Source organism: Curtobacterium sp. MMLR14_006 (assembly GCF_001864985.1).
Lineage (GTDB): Bacteria > Actinomycetota > Actinomycetes > Actinomycetales > Microbacteriaceae > Curtobacterium.
Window position 1 is genome coordinate 104,202 of sequence record NZ_MJGU01000023.1, and the last position, 16,526, is coordinate 120,727.

Genomic DNA, 16,526 nt, shown 5'->3' on the forward strand with positions numbered 1-16,526 from the left:
CCGCCTAGGATCGGGGACATGGCGACCGTCCTCCTCGTCCGTCACGGACGCACCACCGCGAACGCCTCCGGGGTCCTCGCCGGCCGCACCGCCGGCGTGCGCCTCGACGCCGTCGGGCGGACCCAGGCCGAGCGGACCGCCGAGCGCATCGCCGCCGTGCCCGTCGTCGCGGTGGTCACGAGCCCCCTGGAGCGCTGCCGGCAGACCGCCCGCGTGATCCTCGACCGGCAGCCGGGCGACCCGGCGTCGAGCGTCGAGCGGGCCATCACCGAGGCGGACTACGGCGACTGGCAGGGGCGGACCCTCGCCGACCTGTCGAAGGAGCCGCTCTGGCGGACGGTGCAGGCGAACCCGAGTGCGGTCGTGTTCCCCGGCGGCGAGTCCATGCAGACCATGCAGTCGCGCGCCGTCGCCGCGATCCGCCGCATCGACGCCGCGGTCGAGGCCGAGCACGGCCCCGGAGCGGTGTGGGTCGCGGTGAGCCACGGCGACATCATCAAGTCGGTGCTCGCCGACGCGTTCGGCATGCACCTCGACCTGTTCCAGCGCATCGGCGTCGGACCGGCCTCGGTGTCCATCGTGCGCTACGGCGAACACCGCCCCGAGGTGGTGGCCACGAACACCGAGTCCGGCGACCTCGGCTGGCTCGCATCCGCGCCGGCACCGGGCGGGGACGCCGCGGTCGGCGGCGGCGCGGGCCACCAGGCCGCCCCCGGCACGACGACGACGGCGCCGGGTCCCGCCGGAGCCTGAACGGCCGTCGGCACGCGCTCCTACAATGCGGGTATGCCAACCATCGTCCACGGCTTCGACTGGCCGGACCGTCTCGTCGTCGGCACCATCGGGCGCCCGGGCGAGCGCGCGTTCTACATCCAGGCGCGCTCCGGCCGCCGGGTGACGAGCGTCGCGCTCGAGAAGGAGCAGACCGCCGTGCTCGCCGACAAGATCGACGAGCTGCTCGACGAGGTCGCGACGGTCGAGGGCAACCGGTTCAGCGTGCCCCCGACCGTCCCCGACGAGCTCCGCGACCCCGCCCCGCTCGACCAGCCGGTCGAGCCGGAGTTCCGTGCCGGTGCGCTGAGCCTGGGCTTCGACCCCGCGACCGCCCAGGTGGTCATCGAGGCCTACCCCATCGACGACGAGGTCGAGATCGTCTCCGAGGAGAGCGAGGACGGCACCGAGATCGAGGCCGTCGTCGAGATCCCGGAACCCGCCGAGCTCTTCCAGGTGAAGATCCCGGTCGGCACCGCACGCGCGTTCGTGGAGCGCACGCGCGAGGTCGTCGCCGCCGGCCGTCCGCCCGGCACCGCATGAGCGACGGGTCGATGACCATCACGGCCCGCATCCGTGAGGCGTCGAACGCGACCTTCCTGGCGGACCTGGACGGCGAGGCCGTCGTGTACAAGCCGATCCAGGGGGAGCGGCCGCTGTGGGACTTCCCGGACGGCACGCTCGCCGGCCGCGAGGTCGCGGCGCACCTGGTGTCCGAGGCGTTCGGCTGGGGCATCGTGCCGCCGACGTGGCTGGGCGACGGCCCCTACGGCCCGGGCATGGTGCAGCGGTGGCAGCACGTCGACCCCGAGCAGGACGCCGTCGACCTGGTCGACCCGGACGCCGCCGAGGCCGACGGCTCGCCGTGGCTGCCGGTGCTCGAGGCGATCGACGAGCACGACCGTCCCGTCACCCTGGTGCACGAGGACTCCGAGGCCCTGCGTCGGATGGCCGTCTTCGACGTGGTCGTCAACAACGCCGACCGCAAGGGCGGGCACGTCCTGGCGATGCCGGACGGGCACCGGTTCGGTGTCGACCACGGCCTGACGTTCCACGTCGAGCACAAGCTCCGCACCGTGCTGTGGGGGTGGATCGGCGAGCCGCTCGGACCGGACGAGCTCGAGGGCCTGGACCGGGTGTCCGAGGCGCTGCGGGGGGACCTCGGGGACGTGCTGCACGAGCACCTCACCCCGGTCGAGGTCGACACCGTGCGCGCCCGGTGCGCGGCTCTCCGCGCGGTGGGCGTGTTCCCGCCGCCCCCGGGCCACGGTCCGGCCGTGCCCTGGCCGCTGTTCTGACGCGCTCCGCCTGACGCCGTGCGGGCGCCCGGGTTCGGGTCGGTGGGTTCCGTCGGGTCCGGGCCCACCGACCCGCCCCGCTCCCCGTGCTGGACGGGTGCGAGTGCCCCACGGCAGCGCCCACGAGCGCCGTTGCTCAGCGGGACACCGTGGGTGTCGACCAGCCGAGGGCGGATCAGGTCCCCTCGACCGACCGCTTCCCCACTCCGACCGGGTCGGGGCGGGAAGACGGCCACGGTCGCCGGGGTCCGGGGCAACTGTGTGGCGTCAGTGTACGACCGACGCGCGGTGCGCAACAGCCCCCGGTCACCCGATCCCTGCGATCAGTCGAACAGCGGCATCCCGCCCCGTCGGGACCCGAGGTACGAGTCGACGACGGCCACGCCGAGGTCGTCGTTCTCGGGCGCCACCACCGTGCCGTCGACGCGCTTCGCCATGGCGTCGATGAACCGGGCGAGCCCCGGGTCGTCGCCGAGCCGGAAGAACGTCGTCTGCGCGCCGAGCCGTCCGGAGTTCTCGAGTTCGCGCACGGTCAGCGCGATCGTCACCGGGTCCGGCGGGTAGTCGAACCAGACCTGGCCGTTCGGCTCGAGGTGCGACGTCGGCTCGCCGTCGGTGACGATGAGGAGCACCGGCTGGGCCGCGGGGTGCTTCCGGAAGTGCCGGTTGGCGAGCAGCAGGGCGTGGTGCAGGTTCGTGCCCTTGTCCCACATCGCGTCGAGCCCGACGAGCTGCTCGACGTCCATCACCTCGGCCTCGCGACCGAAGGCGATGAGCTCCAGGTCGTCGCCGCGGAACCGGGTCGACACCAGGGTGTGCAGCGCCAGGGCGGTGCGCTTCATCGGGACCCAGCGGTCCTCCATCGCCATCGAGAACGACGTGTCGACGAGCAGGGCGACGCACGCCTGGGTGCGGGCCTCGGTCTCCTGCACCTCGACGTCGTCGATCGTCAACCGGACGCCGGGGCCCTGTCGGCCGGAGGCGGCCGTCCTCGTCACGGCGTTCGTGATCGTCCGGGGGATGTCCCACGGCTCGGTGTCGCCGAAGGCCCACTGCCGTGACGCCCCCGAGGGTTCGCCGGCGGCACCCGAGCGGCGGAGGTCCCGCGCGCCCTGGCGACCGGACATCCGCTGGGCGACGTCCTTGAGCAGGCTCTTGCCGAGCTGCCGCATGGCCTTCGGGGTGAGCCGGAGCTGCCCGTCGGCACCGCGGCGCATCGCCCCGGAGTTCCGGAGCGCCTGCTCGAGCCGCTGCAGGGTCTTCGCGTCGACCGCCGCCTCGGCGCCGAGCTGCCGGGACAGCGCGTCGAGGTCGAGGTCGTCGAGTTCCGAACCGGGGCCGGACTGCGCGAGCTGGTCGGCGAGGGCGTCGAGGTCCGCGATGTCCTGGAACACCCCGGTGCCGTCGCCGAGCCCGAGGCCCTGCTGCCCGTCCATCTGCTCCGACCCGCCCCAGTCCTCGCCGGGTCGCAGGGCGCGCAGGGCACCGTCGAGCTGGGACAACTGCCCCATCAGGTCGGGGGAGCCGAACGCCTGCTGGGCGAGCGCGTCGAGTTCGTCGCGCTGCTCCTGCGTCATCGAGTTGCGCATCCGCTGCGCCGCCGCCGCGCGGGCCGCGAGGTCGTCGAGCAGTTCGTCGACGTTCGCCGGGTCCGACGGGAAGTACTCCCCGTGCTGCGCCATGAACTCGTCGAACTGCTGCTGGGTGTCCTCGCCGCGGGCGTGCGCCTCGAGCAGGGCGTTGAGGTCCTGCATCATCGCGCTGATCGCCGCGCGGTCCTCGTCGGTGGCACCCTCGAGCGCCTGCTTCATGCCGGCGAAGCGCTGGTCGAGCACCTCGCGGCCGAGCAGGTCCTTGATCTCGTCGTACTTCTGGCGTGCGGTCGGGCTCGTCCAGTCGTAGTCGCCGAGCTCCTGCACCGCGGCGGCGGGGGAGGGCGACAGGCTGTCGAGCTGCAGCTCGGCGAGGGCGCGGTCGCCGTCGTCGAGGTCGACGTTCCGGGCGAGTTCCCCGCGCTCGGCGAGCAGCGCCTGGTCGAGGAGTTCGCGCACCTGCTGCAGGGTGCCGTCGAGGTTGTTCTTCGCGGTCAGCTCGCGGCGGCGCTCGGCCACCCGGCGGGCCAGGTCGTCGAGGCCGCGCTGCGACCGGCCGCCGCGACGCAGGAACTCCCGCATCGCCCGCTCGGGCGACGTGCCGCCCATCACGTCCTGCCCGATGGCGTCGAGCGCTTCGGCGAGGTCGACCGGCGCCGCGAGCGGGTCCGGTCCGTCGGTGTAGCGCCCGTACCGGGTGTCCCGGGTCAGCCGCCGGTTCTGCCTAGCCATAGACGGCTTCGCCCCCGCCGGACTCCTTGCTGATGCGTCGGGCCAGGAAGAGCCCCTCGAGCGCGAGCTCGATCGCACCGGCCCGCTCGCCGTCGTTCGTGGCGCCCAGGCGGTCGCACACCTGGTCGTACAGGTCGGACTCGCCGATCGACGGGAGTCCTTCGAGGAACGCCCGGGCGCTGACCTGCTCGCCCGTGGTCACCATCGTGCCGCCGTCGAGCGCGTCCACGAGCACTGCGAAGTCCAGGCCCCGGAAGCGGGAGCGCACGGTCTCGGCGGTCGCGGTGCGGAGCAGGTGCTCGAGGACCTCGTCGGCCCGGTCCTCTTCCCCGTTCTCGAACTCGATCTTGCCGCCGAGGACGTCCACGGCGGTCTCGAGGTCGATCGGCCGGGCGACGGCCTCGTCCTCGCCCTGGCGTGCGGCCCGGTGCACCGCAGCGGCGGACACCGTCTCGGCACCCGCGATCGCGAAGCGGGCGCTCACACCGCTGCGCTGGTCGACGGCGCTCGAGGCGCGCAGAGCCCGGGTGAAGCGGGCGAGGATCTCGACCAGGGCGTCCGGCACCTCGGCCGTCAGCTGCGCCTCTTGTCGGATGACCGCGATCTCGTCCTCGAGCTCGATCGGGTAGTGCGTGCGGATCTCGGCGCCGAAGCGGTCCTTCAGCGGCGTGATGATCCGGCCGCGGTTCGTGTAGTCCTCGGGGTTCGCGCTCGCCACGACGAGCACGTCGAGCGGCAGCCGCAGCACGTAGCCGCGGATCTGGACGTCGCGTTCCTCCATCACGTTGAGCATCGCGACCTGGATGCGTTCGGCCAGGTCGGGCAGCTCGTTGATCGCGACGATGCCACGGTGCCCACGGGGGACCAGCCCGAAGTGGATGGTCTCCGGGTCGCCCAGGCTGCGGCCCTCGGCGACCTTCATCGGGTCGACGTCGCCGATCAGGTCGGCCACGCTCGTGTCCGGCGTCGCGAGCTTCTCGACGTAGCGGTCGTCACGGTGCCGCCAGCTGATCGGCAGGGCGTCGCCGAGCTCCTCGGCGCGTCGGGTGCTCGCCGTGGTGATCGGTTCGTACGGGTGCTCGCCGAGCTCGGAGCCGGTGATGACCGGCGTCCACTCGTCGAGCAGGCCCTGCAGGGTGCGGAGCAGGCGGGTCTTGCCCTGGCCGCGCTCGCCGAGCAGGACGACGTCGTGGCCGGCGATCAGGGCGCGTTCGAGCTGGGGGATGACGGTGGTCTCGAAGCCGTGCAGGCCGGGCCACGGATCAGCGCCCTGGCGCAGGGCGGTGAGCAGGTTGTCGCGGATCTCGGCGCGGACCGTCTTCTGGACGTGACCAGAGGTGCGGAGCTCGCCGACCGTTCGGATGTCAGGTCGGGTCACGTCGACGACGCTACGCCGCGCCGGCGACATGGACCACAAGACGGACGGGAGGCCCGTGGCGGCGCCGCCACGGGCCTCCCGTCCGTCCGCTTGTGAGTTTCCATAGCACTTGCAATGATTGAGACCCCGGTGACGGAGCCGGATTCGAGTAGGGGGATCCGGCTCCGTGCCCCGGACCGGGTGAACCGGACCGTTCCACTACCGGATCCGAACCATCTCGTCGATCCGGGCGTACGTTCCCCATTCGTGAGCAGCACGAACACGACGATCAAGAGCCTGGTACCCGCTCGGATGGACCGCCTGCCGTGGACACGGTTCCACTGGAGCGTGGTCGTGGGCCTCGGGGTGTCCTGGATCCTGGACGGCCTCGAGATCCAGATCGTCTCGAACGCCGGGTTCCAGGCGGACCTCGACCTCTCGACGCAGCAGGTCACCTCGCTCGGCACGATCTACCTGGTCGGACAGGTCGTCGGTGCGATCGTGTTCGGGCGCATGTCCGACCGCCTCGGTCGACGGAAGCTGTTCATCCTCACGCTGGCCATCTACCTGATCGGCTCGGGCATCGCCGGGTTCGCGCAGGACTTCTGGTTCCTCGCGGCGTTCCGGTTCGTCGCCGGGCTCGGCATCGGTGGCGAGTACGCGGCGATCAACTCCGCCATCGACGAGCTCATCCCGTCGAAGTACCGCGGCCACGTCGACATCGCCATCAACGGGACGTACTGGGGCGGCGCGGCGCTCGGCGCCTTCGCGAACATCTACCTGCTCGACACCGCGAACTTCGCTGAGAACATCGGCTGGCGCATCGGCTTCTTCCTCGGCCCGGTGCTCGGCATCGCGATCATCTTCCTGCGCCGGCACATCCCGGAGAGCCCCCGCTGGCTGATGACGCACGGCCGCGAGCAGGAGGCCGAGGCGACGGTCACCCAGATCGAGGCGTCGGTCGAGAAGTCCACCGGGCACCGCCTGCCCGACGTCGACGACTCGAAGGCGATGACCGTCACACCGATGGACAACGTGAAGTTCCGCACCATCGTGAAGGTGCTGTTCCGGCAGTACCCGACGCGGACCCTGGTCGGCGCGACGATGATGATCACGCAGGCGTTCCTGTACAACGCGATCTTCTTCACCTACGCGCTCGTGCTCACCAACTTCTTCGGGCTGAAGACCGCCGAGACCTCGGTCTACTTCTTCCCGTTCGCGATCGGCAACCTGCTCGGCCCGATCATCCTCGGCCGGTTCTTCGACACCTGGGGCCGTCGGCAGATGATCTTCTCGACGTACCTGGTCTCCGGTCTCGTGCTCGCGACGTCCGCGTTCCTGTTCCAGGCCGACGCGATCAGTGCCGGCGTGCAGGTCGTCTTCTGGTGCGTGTCGTTCTTCTTCGCCTCGGCCGGGGCGTCGAGCGCGTACCTGACCGTCAGCGAGATCTTCCCGCTCGAGCTCCGGTCGCAGGCCATCTCGTACTTCTTCGCGCTCGCGCAGATCTTCGGTGCCGTCGCGCCGCTCATCTACGGTGCGCTCATCGGCGACGGGTCGTCCCGCGAGCCGCTGTTCTGGGGGTACCTGCTCGGCTCGGCCGTGATGATCGCCGGTGGGGTCGTGGCGCTCGTGTTCGGGGTGGACGCCGCGAGGAAGGGGCTGGAGGACGTCACCCAGCCACTGTCGGTGCTGACGAAGTCGGACCGCGACTGACATTCTGTATCCGGAGTGTTTAGCGCGCTGGGGCGCGGCCTGCCAGCGTGCTGGCATGGCACTCCTCCACAGCGCGATCCCGGCGCCTCCCATCCACCGCGGTCGGCGTGCACCCCTCGGCGGTCCTGAGCGTGCGTGAGCCTGGCGTGATGGAGAACCCAGCCCGGCGCAGCGCCCTCGGCGACCTCGATCCGCACGGTCTGCGGCGGAGTCTGCTCCGCGACGCGGTCTTCCTGCGGCTGCTCGACTGCGTGCTGCGCGGTGTCTACCGACGCGGCCAACGGCTCAAGCTCGACGCCATCGCGCAGGACATGCGGGTCTCGCGCACGCCCGTGCGCGAGGCGCTCGTCACGCTCGAGACCCTGCGTCTCGTGTCGGTGCAGCGGTACGTCGGCGTCGTCATCACGCACTGGTCCGTCGACCAGATGACCGAGCGGATGCGGATCATCCGCGCGATGGTCGCCGAGCCGCCCGCCGGCGGGGTCGCGTGCCCCGACCGCTTCGACCCGCTCGTGCTCCGCGACTGCTGGACCGAGGCCGGTGCCTTCGTGGAACTCGGCGCCTGGTACCTGCGCCGCCGCGGGGCGCCGGTGAGCGCGGACTGGGTGGCGTCACAGCGCATCCTGCTCGACATGTTCTCGACGGACGACGTCGCGCTCGCGAACGGGATCGACGCGGTGGTCGACCGTCGACGCCGGCTCGACATCCTGGAGCGGGCCGTCGACGCCGCGGAACGCGACGCGCTCGACGACTGCGCGGCCGCGCTGCTCGAGCTGGCCGGAGCGCTCATCGCGCTGCCGGACCGATTCCGGGTGGCCGTCCAGCGCTGACCGGGCGGTCGGCGGCGGGGCGGTCGGCCGGGTGGCACGTTCGGCCGCTGCAGCACGACCGGCCGGGACGTCGCGCTCGGCCGCGGCAGCACGACCGGCCGGGGCGTCGCGCTCGGTCGCGGTGGCGCATCCGTCGTCGGCGGAAGCGGGAGGTGGGGGCGCGGTGGTGGGCCGCGCCCCCGGGAGTCGCTCCCCGGGGTGCCGGACGATCGGGCACGCCGGGCCCGTGATCGGGGAGCGACGTCGGGTGCTGTGTCGCGACAGAGGGGACGAGCCCCGGAACGTGATCGCCGCGTCTCGACGATCGTAAGCACCGGGGTACGTGGCGACAACCCCCGGATGTCCCCATTCCGGGGGACTCCGTCGACACGGGTGGGATGCGGGAGCCACGCGCGGGGGTGTCGCCCGGGTCGATCCGGGGTCGGTCCTTCCTGTATGGTGGTCGCAGCGCTCGTGAGAGTGCTTGGAGACGTCGCATAGTCCGGCCGAGTGCACCACCCTGCTAAGGTGGAGTCCCCTTTGAGGGGACCGAGGGTTCAAATCCCTCCGTCTCCGCGCTCCTCGAAACCCCGGTCCGATCGGACCGGGGTTTCGTCGTTCCCGGGGCGCGGCGCGGCGCTCTCGCGCATCGAGTGAGCAGAAACGGTCGAGTGCGCGCTCGGTACCCGACTTCTTCTGCTCACTCGCGGCAGGAGTCGCGCCCCGAGGCTGTGCCCGCGTCGTCAGACCGTCGCGACGCTGCCCGTCGTCGTGGCGTCCCGCGGGCGGATGCGCCGTGCCGCGGCTGCTGCGACCAGGGTCAGCACCACGGCGGCCGCCGTGATCCCGGCACCGGCCCAGATCGGCGACGTGTAGCCGAGTCCCGCCGCGATCGTGAGGCCGCCGATCCAGGCCCCCAGTGCGTTGCCGAGGTTGAACGCCGCGATGTTCGCCCCGCTCGCCAGGGTCGGCGCATGGTCGGCGTACTGCATCACCCGGGTCTGCAGGGCCGGCACGGTGGCGAACCCGAACGCTCCCATGAGCACGAGGGCGATCACGGTGAGCACGGGCGAGGCCGCCACGGCGGCGAACACCGCGAGCACCACCGTGAGGGCGACGAGCACGACGAGCAGGGTGCCGTCGATCGACCGGGACGCGAGCCTGCCGCCTGCGAAGTTCCCCGCGAACAGGCCGACGCCGAACACGACGAGCAGCCACGGCACCGCCGACGACGGGAACCCGGACACCGCGGTCAGCGTGTACGCGATGTAGGTGAAGGCGCCGAACATGCCGCCGTAGCCGAGCACGGTGATGCCGAGCGACAGCCAGACCTGCCCCGAGCGGAAGGCACCGAGCTCGCGGGCGAGCGACGGGACCTCGGTGGTGCGGACGGCGGGGACGAGGACGAGCACGCCGACCAGGGCGACGACGCCGATCGCTGCGATGGCCCAGAACGTCGCACGCCAGCCCGCGGCCTGGCCGAGGAAGGTGCCGAACGGCACGCCGAGCACGTTGGACGCGGTGAGTCCCGTGAACATCAGGGCGACGGCGGAGGCGCGCTTCGCCCGCTCGACCATGTTCGCCGCGACGACCGAGCCGATGCCGAAGAAGGCCCCGTGGCAGAGGGCCGCGACGACGCGGCCGGTCATCATCACGCCGTAGGTCGGGGCGATCGCCGACAGGGTGTTGCCGACGACGAACAGCACGAGCAGCCCGACCAGGACGGGCTTGCGGGGGAGTCGTGTGGTCGCGGCGGTGAGGCCGAGTGCCCCGACGACGACCGCGAGGGCGTACCCGGTGACGAGCCAGCCTGCCGTGGTCTCGGTGACGCCGAAGTCGGCCGCCACCTCGGGCAGCAGGCCGGTGATGACGAACTCGGTCAGTCCGATGCCGAACCCGCCGAGTGCGAGGGCGATGAGTCCCGCGGGCATGGGTGTCCTTCCGTTGTGCGGTGCAGCTGGTCCGCGTACCGTGGTCGTTGCAGACGCGGGGTATCGATAGTTGCACGCGCGGGGTATCCGCGCAAGCAAGGACCTCGCTGGAAAGCGAGCCTGGAGGTCCCTCATGTCCGTCGACGACTCATCGGTCGCCGTCCGCGCGCACGGTTGGCGCACGCTCGCCGCCCTGCACGGCCTCATCGAGACCCGCCTCGAGCGGGCACTGCGCGTGGTGGACCTGTCGGTGGTCGAGTTCACCGTCCTCGACGCGCTCCGACGCCAGGACGGCTTCCACATGCGCATGCAGCAGCTCGCACGGGCCGCCGCCCTCAGCCCGAGTGCGACCACCCGGCTCGTGAACCGGCTCGAGGAGCGAGCCCTCCTCACCCGCGTGCTCTGCGCCGACGACCGCCGCGGGCTCTACACCGAGTTGACGCACGCCGGCCAGCGGCTGCTCGACGAGGCCACGCCGGTGCACGCCGCCGCGCTCGAGGAAGCGCTCGCCGAAGCGCGCGAGGTCCCCGAGCTCGAGCAGCTCGCGGTCGCGGTCGACCGGCTCGAGGGCGCCACCGTCTGAGGGGCGGGAAGTGCGGCGCGGTCGCCGCACGGGTCCTCCGCGCGGCCGACCGGGGTTGGCGGCGCGCGTCAGCTGAGTCAGCCGGGGTGCTGTTCCGCGCGTCGGAGGACGGCTTGCGCACAGGAGGCCGTTCCTTCCGGCTCCCCACGCGCGGAACGGCACGGCACGCGCGGAACGGCTCCCCATGCGCGGAACGGCACGGCACGGCTCCCCACGCACGGCACGGCTCCCCACGCGCGGAACGGCCCGGAGGGTGACGCATCCTCCCCTCCTTGTCACCGGGCCGATGTAGCATGCACGACACCTGTCCCGAGACGAGGAGTCCTGCGTGCCGGAAGCGACCGCCCCCGCCTTCCCCCTCGAACGCATCCGAGAGGTCGGCGACGCCATCGTCGCATCGGTCTCGACGGTGATCGACGGCAAGGTGGACGCCATCCGCACCGCGCTGACGGTGATGCTCGCCGAGGGGCACCTGCTCGTCGAGGACGTCCCCGGCGTCGGCAAGACCGTGCTCGCGAAGGCGCTCGGCGCCTCCGTCGGCGGTTCGGTGAACCGCATCCAGTTCACGTCCGACATGCTGCCGTCCGACGTGACCGGGGTGAACATCTTCGACCAGTCGTCGGCCTCGTTCCGGTTCTCACCGGGCCCGGTGTTCGCGAACGTCGTCATCGGCGACGAGATCAACCGCACCAGCCCGAAGACCCAGTCGGCCCTGCTCGAGGCGATGGCCGAGTCGCAGGTCACCGTCGACGGCGTGACCCGGCCGCTCGAGCGGCCCTTCATGATCGTCGCGACGCAGAACCCGATCGACATGGAGGGCACCTACCCGCTGCCCGAGGCGCAGCGCGACCGCTTCATGGCCCGCATCACCATGGGCTACCCGAGCGCCGACGCCGAACGCCACATGCTCGCGAGCCGCGGCGGCGGCGACCCGCTGGCGCACCTGCGACCGATCGTCGACGTCGCGACGCTCCACGCCGTCATCGAGTCGGTGGCGGGCGTGCACATCGCCCCCGACGTCGAGGCCTACATCGTCGCGATCGTCCGGGCGACCCGCACCCACCCCGACCTCGTGCTCGGCGCGAGCCCCCGTGCCACGCTCCACCTCGCGCAGGCGTCCCGTGCGCACGCGGCGCTGCTCGGGCGGCCCTTCGTGACCCCGGACGACGTCGCCGCCCTCGCCCCGATCGTGCTCGCGCACCGGCTCGTCCCGGTCGCGCGCGGCCTCGGCGGCACGGGCGAGGACACCGTGCGCGAGATCGTCGTCCGGATCGTGTCCGACACCGCCGTGCCCTTCACAGCGACCCCCGTCCGCTCCTGATGCCCGGCCGTCCGGCACCGTCGCCGCTGCTGCGCCGTGCCGGTGCGGCGCGCTCGACCGCGGCCCGGTTCGGACGGCGCGGTCTGGTGCTGCTCCGGCGCACCCCGTTCCCCCGACCGACGCTCCGCGGGTGGACGGTCATCGCGGTGGGCATCGGGCTCGTCGGCGGCGGTCTCGTCGGCGCGACGAGCGTCGCCGTGTCCGCCGGGCTGCTGCTGCTCGTGCTCGTCGTGCTCGGCATCGTCACGGCGTTCGTCGTGGCGGCGCCGCTGCGGGGCAGCCGGAGCACCGCGCGCGCCATCGTCCAGGTCGGCGAGGTGTACCGGGAGCGCATCTCGCTGAGCGGCACGAGCATGCCCTTCGGACCACGGTCGACGTTGCTCGTGCGGGAGCAGCTCGAGGACGCCTTCGCGAGCGTGTCCGACGCCGCGACCTACGCCGAGGTCGGCCCGGGTCTGCCGCCCGCGCTGCTCGACGTCGAGGCGCTCGCCATGCACCGCGGGCGCACGCTCGTCGGCCCGGTGACGATCCGGGTCGAGGACGCCTTCGGCCTGCTGCGCATCGACCGCCCCGTCGTGGCCGCTGAAGAGGTCGTCGTGGTCCCCGCGTCGACGCCGCTCACCGCCATCGACACCGGGGCCCTGGCCGGTGCCGTCTCCGCCGACGAGGGCCGGGTCGGACAGGGCGGGTCGGCCGACGACAGCGAACTCCGCCCGTACCGCCCCGGCGACCCGATCCGCCGGGTGCACTGGGCGCAGAGCGCGCGACGCGGCGAGCTGCACGTCCGCCAGACCACCCAGGCCCAGCCGCCGGAGGCGGTGATCGCACTCGACGTGCGCCGCGAGTCGTACCAGCGCCTCGGCCGCGACGACCTCGCCGAGCTGTCGGACCTCGGCGGCGACCAGGCCTTCGAGCACGCCGTGGTCGTCGCGGCGAGCGTCGCCCGCGCCCTCGCCGCCCGGACCTCGCGCGTCGTGCTCGTGAGCGACAGCCCGGGCGGGAGCACCCGGCACGTGGGTGACGCCGGCGGACTGACCGACGTGCTCGTCGGGCTCGCCGACGTCCGGCTCCGCACCGACGCCCGGGACGTCACGGACGTGCTGCCCGAGGTGCGGGGGCGTGACGTGCACGGCATGACCGCCGTCGTCACCGGTGCCTGCACCGTCGAGCAGGCATCCGAGCTCGTCGCCGCCACGAACGGGTCGAGCCGGGGCATCCTCGCGACGATCGTCCCGCCGGACCCGGTGGTGCGCGGCATCCTCGACCGTGCCGGCTGGCGCACGCTCGTCGTGCCGGTCGCCGGCGCACAGGTCTCGGGGGCGGCGCGGTGAGCGGCGTCGCGGCACGGTCGCGGAACCGCGTCGACGTGCACGAGATCCTCGACCGCGACGACGACGCCCGCGACGTCCCGAGCGCCTGGGTCGTCGCGCTCGCCCCGCTGCCGGTGCTCGTCGCGGCGCTCGCCATCCGACCCCTCGTGCAGGGGATCGCGTGGTGGGTCTCCGGGGTCCTCGTCGTCGCGGTCCTCGTCGCGGTGGTGCTCGCCGTCCGTCGCCGCGCCCCGGGTGTCCGCTTCGTCGCGCTGGTCGGCACGCTCCTGGTGGTGAGCTGCGTCGCCGCCCTCGTGAACGACGTGCAGCCACTCGGCTGGCTCGACGCCGACGGTGCGCTCGGGCAGACGCTGGCGGCGATCCGGCTCAACCCGGCGCCGCTGCCGCAGACCGACGCCATCCGGCTGATCGTCACGGTCTCCATCGCCTGGGTGGCGGGCGTCTCGGTCTTCCTGGCCGCGGTCGCCCGCATCCCGTCCCTGGCGGCGGCTCCGGCGCTCGTGATCCTCGTCGTGCCGGGCGTCATCACCGGGGAACCCGCCGGGGGCGGCCTGGTCGTCGTCACCGCCGTCGCCTTCCTCGCGTTGCTGTGGCTGTCGGTCCGTCCGGTCCAGCGCGCCCTGCCCGCCGCGGTGGTCGGCGCCGTCGGGCTCGTCGTCGCGATCGGCCTGCCCGCGATCGTGCCGCTCAACGCGAGCTGGCTCTCCGGGGTGACCGGAGCGGTCCGGTCACCGATCCAGCCCGGACGACCGGGCACGCTGCTCGAGCTCGGTGACGACCTGCGCCGACCGAGCGAACTCGAGGTCTTCCGCTACCGGTCCTCCGACGGCCAGCCCGAGTACCTCAAGCTCGCTGACCTCGACGAGTTCGGCACGGGGGACTGGGTGCCGACCGTGACGAACGCCGCCGACGCCCAGACCGCGGACCAGCAGCAGTGGGCCGTCGGCGTGAACCCGCGACTGGCCACCCGCGGCGACGTGACCGTGCGCATCACCGGGCTCTCGAGCAACTACCTGCCGGTGCCGTCGGGTGCGGTGTCGCTGACGTCGCGGTCGACGAACCTCGACCTGTCGCAGTGGCGCTGGATGGGCAACTCGAGCACCGTGCGCTCGACCGGCCCGGCGACGTCGCGGGGTGCCACCTACGAGGCCACGGGGGCGTCGACGTTCGCGAACGACTACCTCGACGCCGTCGCGGACTCCGGGGCGCTCGACCGGACCGACGGTCGTGGCTACCAGGCGCCGAGCGCGGAGCAGCTCCGCACCGACCTCGCGTTGCCGGAGGACCTGCCCGCGAACATCTCGGACACCGCCGAGCGCGTCGCGGGTGGTGTGTCCGGCGAGTACCAGCAGGCCCGCGCCCTCGAGCAGTGGTTCCGCAGCGACCTGTTCACCTACTCCGAGACGGCTCCGGTCGAGCAGGGCTACGACGGCGACAGCATGGACGTCGTGTCGACGTTCCTGCAGGTCCGTGAGGGCTACTGCGTGCACTTCTCGTCGGCCATGGCGGTGATGGCGCGCTCGCTCGGGATCCCGTCGCGGATCGCGGTCGGCTACCGGGCCGGAGCGCCGCAGCCCGACGGCGAGTACGCGGTCTCGAACCGGCAGCTGCACTCGTGGCCCGAGCTCTACATCGAGGGTGCCGGGTGGGTGGCGTTCGAGCCGACCCCCGACTCGGACGAGGCGGCCGCGCCGTCGACCGAGCCGACCGCGACGCCGAGCGCGGTGCCGTCGGAGACGCCCCTGCCGACGCCGGGCCAGACCGACCCGGCCGACGCGAGCGCCACCCCGACGCCGACGGCCTCGGCGGCTCCCGGTGCCGCCGGCGCCGCCGGCAGCGGCGGGCAGGGGCCCTCCGGGTTGCTCGTCGGCCTCGTGCTGGTCCTCGCACTGCTGCTCGCACCGGGGGTCGTGCGCGCCTTGCGTCGGCGTTCCCGCCTGGCGGCCGTCGCGGCCGGACGCTCGCCGGCGGTCTCCGCCTGGCGCGAGGTCCTGGACGACGTCGCCGACCACGGGTACGCGCCGACGCTCGCTCCGGCGGGTGACGCTGCGGCGGTGGCCCGCACCGCCCGTGCGGTGCTCGGCCGACTTCGGTCGGTCGTGCCCGCGGCGGTGCTGCCGCACCTCGAGGCCGTGGTGGACGCGGTCGACCAGGAGCGGTTCGCCGCCGGTGGAGCTGCAGCGGTGGACGCCGGAGCGCTCGTCGCACACGTCCGGCAGGCCCGCACGGAGCTCGACGCCTCGGTCCCCGTCGCGCGGCGGGTGCGGTCGCGGCTGCTGCCGCCCAGCCTGGTGCCGTCGTCGGCCTGGTCGCACGAGGGCCGCGGGTCCCGCCGACGCACCGCCTGACGCGGGTCCGTCGGAGCGGGGACGTCTCCCGGCGAGGGCCCACCGTCGGCCTGCCCCACCTGCGGCCGGCGAACCGGTCCGCCACTACCGGCGCATGACCGCCTCGACGAGCCGGGCGATGATCTCGCCGGGCTCGACGTCCGGCGAGGCCGGGGTGTCGAACACGATGCCGACGTTGGCGGCGACCAGCACGGTGGCGAAGTCGTCGGCGGACATGCCGGTGTCGACCTCGGGGTGGGCGCCGAACCACATCTCGACGAGTTCGACGACCCCCTCGTGCAGCGACCGACGCTGCCGGACGAACTCGGGCATGAAGTCGGGGTGCCGGATCGCGTACCCGCGGAACGCGGAGAGCAGGGCGAACTGCGCGCTCTGGTCGTGCCGACGGAAGGCCTGCCGGACGACGTCGCCGAGGTCTCGCGCCGAGATGTCGTCGTGGACGAGTTCCTGCAGTGCGCCGAGCACCAGGTTGGTCTGGCGCTGCATGACCTCGGCGAGCAGGTCCTCCTTCGAGGAGAAGTTCGAGTACACCGCGCCCTTGCTGAAACCGGCGCGGGCGGCGACGTCGTCGAGGCGGGCGCCGTGGACGCCCTGTTCGGCGAAGACCTCGGCCGCGGCGGTGAGCAGGCGGGCTCGGACCTCGGCACGCGGGGTGCGTGGGGTGGGCTGGTCGGCGACGACGTCGGTCATGTGATCCTGATTCGACCGGAGTGGTTCGGGGGAGCGGCGGGTGGGACCTG

13 protein-coding genes and 1 tRNA gene are annotated in these 16,526 nt (G+C 72.9%); 10 read left to right on the top strand and 4 right to left on the bottom strand.

The window, feature by feature from the left end:
- The first annotated feature begins 18 nt into the window (after positions 1–18).
- The 3 genes from BIU94_RS12270 to BIU94_RS12280 are packed head-to-tail and all read left to right on the top strand — an operon-like array spanning position 19 to position 2,069.
- Complete coding sequence (locus tag BIU94_RS12270; protein ID WP_071260630.1) at positions 19–753, top strand: MSMEG_4193 family putative phosphomutase; 735 nt, start codon at positions 19–21, stop codon at positions 751–753.
- A gap of 33 nt (positions 754–786) precedes the next feature.
- A complete protein-coding gene (locus tag BIU94_RS12275) occupies positions 787–1,314 on the top strand; it encodes a DUF3090 domain-containing protein (RefSeq protein ID WP_071260632.1) in 528 nt (175 codons plus the stop codon).
- An 11-nt stretch (positions 1,315–1,325) separates the two neighbouring features.
- Positions 1,326–2,069 carry an SCO1664 family protein gene (locus BIU94_RS12280; protein ID WP_254784810.1) on the top strand — a complete coding sequence of 248 codons (744 nt, stop codon included), beginning with the start codon at positions 1,326–1,328 and terminating at the stop codon, positions 2,067–2,069.
- 323 nt (positions 2,070–2,392) lie between these two features.
- On the opposite strand, the gene BIU94_RS12285 is transcribed toward BIU94_RS12280, so the two are convergent.
- Together BIU94_RS12285 and BIU94_RS12290 are read right to left on the bottom strand one after the other, a co-directional pair.
- Positions 2,393–4,393, bottom strand: a complete 2,001-nt coding sequence (locus tag BIU94_RS12285; protein WP_071260636.1) for a VWA domain-containing protein — start codon at positions 4,391–4,393, stop codon at positions 2,393–2,395.
- Positions 4,386–5,801, bottom strand: coding sequence for an AAA family ATPase (locus BIU94_RS12290; protein ID WP_071260638.1), 1,416 nt, complete (start codon positions 5,799–5,801; stop codon positions 4,386–4,388). Before BIU94_RS12290 ends, BIU94_RS12285 begins: the two co-directional genes overlap by 8 nt.
- 216 nt (positions 5,802–6,017) lie before the next feature.
- Here BIU94_RS12290 and BIU94_RS12295 point away from each other — a divergent pair, with 216 nt between their 5' ends.
- The 3 genes from BIU94_RS12295 to BIU94_RS12305 all read left to right on the top strand — a co-directional run bounded on the left by BIU94_RS12295 (position 6,018) and on the right by BIU94_RS12305 (position 8,848).
- A complete protein-coding gene (locus BIU94_RS12295) occupies positions 6,018–7,463 on the top strand; it encodes an MFS transporter (protein WP_368086410.1) in 1,446 nt (481 codons plus the stop codon).
- Positions 7,464–7,612: 149 nt separating this feature from the next.
- Positions 7,613–8,293: a GntR family transcriptional regulator gene (locus BIU94_RS12300; protein ID WP_071260642.1), complete on the top strand. Its 681-nt coding sequence runs from the start codon at positions 7,613–7,615 to the stop codon at positions 8,291–8,293.
- 465 nt (positions 8,294–8,758) lie between these two features.
- Positions 8,759–8,848 (top strand) — tRNA-Ser (locus BIU94_RS12305).
- Positions 8,849–9,015: 167 nt separating this feature from the next.
- On the opposite strand, the gene BIU94_RS12310 is transcribed toward BIU94_RS12305, so the two are convergent.
- On the bottom strand, positions 9,016–10,203 hold the full coding sequence (locus BIU94_RS12310; RefSeq protein ID WP_071260644.1) for an MFS transporter: 1,188 nt from the start codon (positions 10,201–10,203) through the stop codon (positions 9,016–9,018).
- Between the two features lie 133 nt (positions 10,204–10,336).
- On the opposite strand from BIU94_RS12310, the gene BIU94_RS12315 reads away from it, so the two are divergent.
- From BIU94_RS12315 to BIU94_RS12330, 4 genes are all read left to right on the top strand, one after another.
- Positions 10,337–10,786: a MarR family winged helix-turn-helix transcriptional regulator gene (locus tag BIU94_RS12315; RefSeq protein WP_071260646.1), complete on the top strand. Its 450-nt coding sequence runs from the start codon at positions 10,337–10,339 to the stop codon at positions 10,784–10,786.
- A 328-nt stretch (positions 10,787–11,114) separates the two neighbouring features.
- Entirely contained in the window at positions 11,115–12,107 is a 993-nt protein-coding gene (locus BIU94_RS12320; protein WP_071260649.1) for a MoxR family ATPase, read from the top strand.
- Complete coding sequence (locus tag BIU94_RS12325; RefSeq protein ID WP_071260651.1) at positions 12,107–13,438, top strand: DUF58 domain-containing protein; 1,332 nt, start codon at positions 12,107–12,109, stop codon at positions 13,436–13,438. The genes BIU94_RS12320 and BIU94_RS12325 overlap by 1 nt, the downstream gene beginning before the upstream one ends.
- A complete protein-coding gene (locus BIU94_RS12330) occupies positions 13,435–15,786 on the top strand; it encodes a DUF3488 and transglutaminase-like domain-containing protein (protein ID WP_071260653.1) in 2,352 nt (783 codons plus the stop codon). Before BIU94_RS12325 ends, BIU94_RS12330 begins: the two co-directional genes overlap by 4 nt.
- Positions 15,787–15,870: 84 nt before the next feature.
- Here the strand turns inward: BIU94_RS12330 and BIU94_RS12335 are convergent, their stop codons facing one another.
- Positions 15,871–16,476: a TetR/AcrR family transcriptional regulator gene (locus BIU94_RS12335; RefSeq protein WP_071260656.1), complete on the bottom strand. Its 606-nt coding sequence runs from the start codon at positions 16,474–16,476 to the stop codon at positions 15,871–15,873.
- Positions 16,477–16,526 lie beyond the last annotated feature (50 nt).

Bases quoted from the DNA above. Each gene is read 5' to 3' on its own strand.
- BIU94_RS12325 (WP_071260651.1), top strand. From the start codon at position 12,107: ATGCCCGGCCGTCCGGCACCGTCGCCGCTGCTGCGCCGTGCCGGTGCG.
- BIU94_RS12290 (WP_071260638.1), bottom strand. From the start codon at position 5,801: ATGTCGCCGGCGCGGCGTAGCGTCGTCGACGTGACCCGACCTGACATC.
- BIU94_RS12275 (WP_071260632.1), top strand. From the start codon at position 787: ATGCCAACCATCGTCCACGGCTTCGACTGGCCGGACCGTCTCGTCGTC.
- BIU94_RS12315 (WP_071260646.1), top strand. From the start codon at position 10,337: ATGTCCGTCGACGACTCATCGGTCGCCGTCCGCGCGCACGGTTGGCGC.
- BIU94_RS12310 (WP_071260644.1), bottom strand. From the start codon at position 10,203: ATGCCCGCGGGACTCATCGCCCTCGCACTCGGCGGGTTCGGCATCGGA.
- BIU94_RS12335 (WP_071260656.1), bottom strand. From the start codon at position 16,476: ATGACCGACGTCGTCGCCGACCAGCCCACCCCACGCACCCCGCGTGCC.
- BIU94_RS12285 (WP_071260636.1), bottom strand. From the start codon at position 4,393: ATGGCTAGGCAGAACCGGCGGCTGACCCGGGACACCCGGTACGGGCGC.
- BIU94_RS12300 (WP_071260642.1), top strand. From the start codon at position 7,613: ATGGAGAACCCAGCCCGGCGCAGCGCCCTCGGCGACCTCGATCCGCAC.
- BIU94_RS12270 (WP_071260630.1), top strand. From the start codon at position 19: ATGGCGACCGTCCTCCTCGTCCGTCACGGACGCACCACCGCGAACGCC.
- BIU94_RS12280 (WP_254784810.1), top strand. From the start codon at position 1,326: ATGACCATCACGGCCCGCATCCGTGAGGCGTCGAACGCGACCTTCCTG.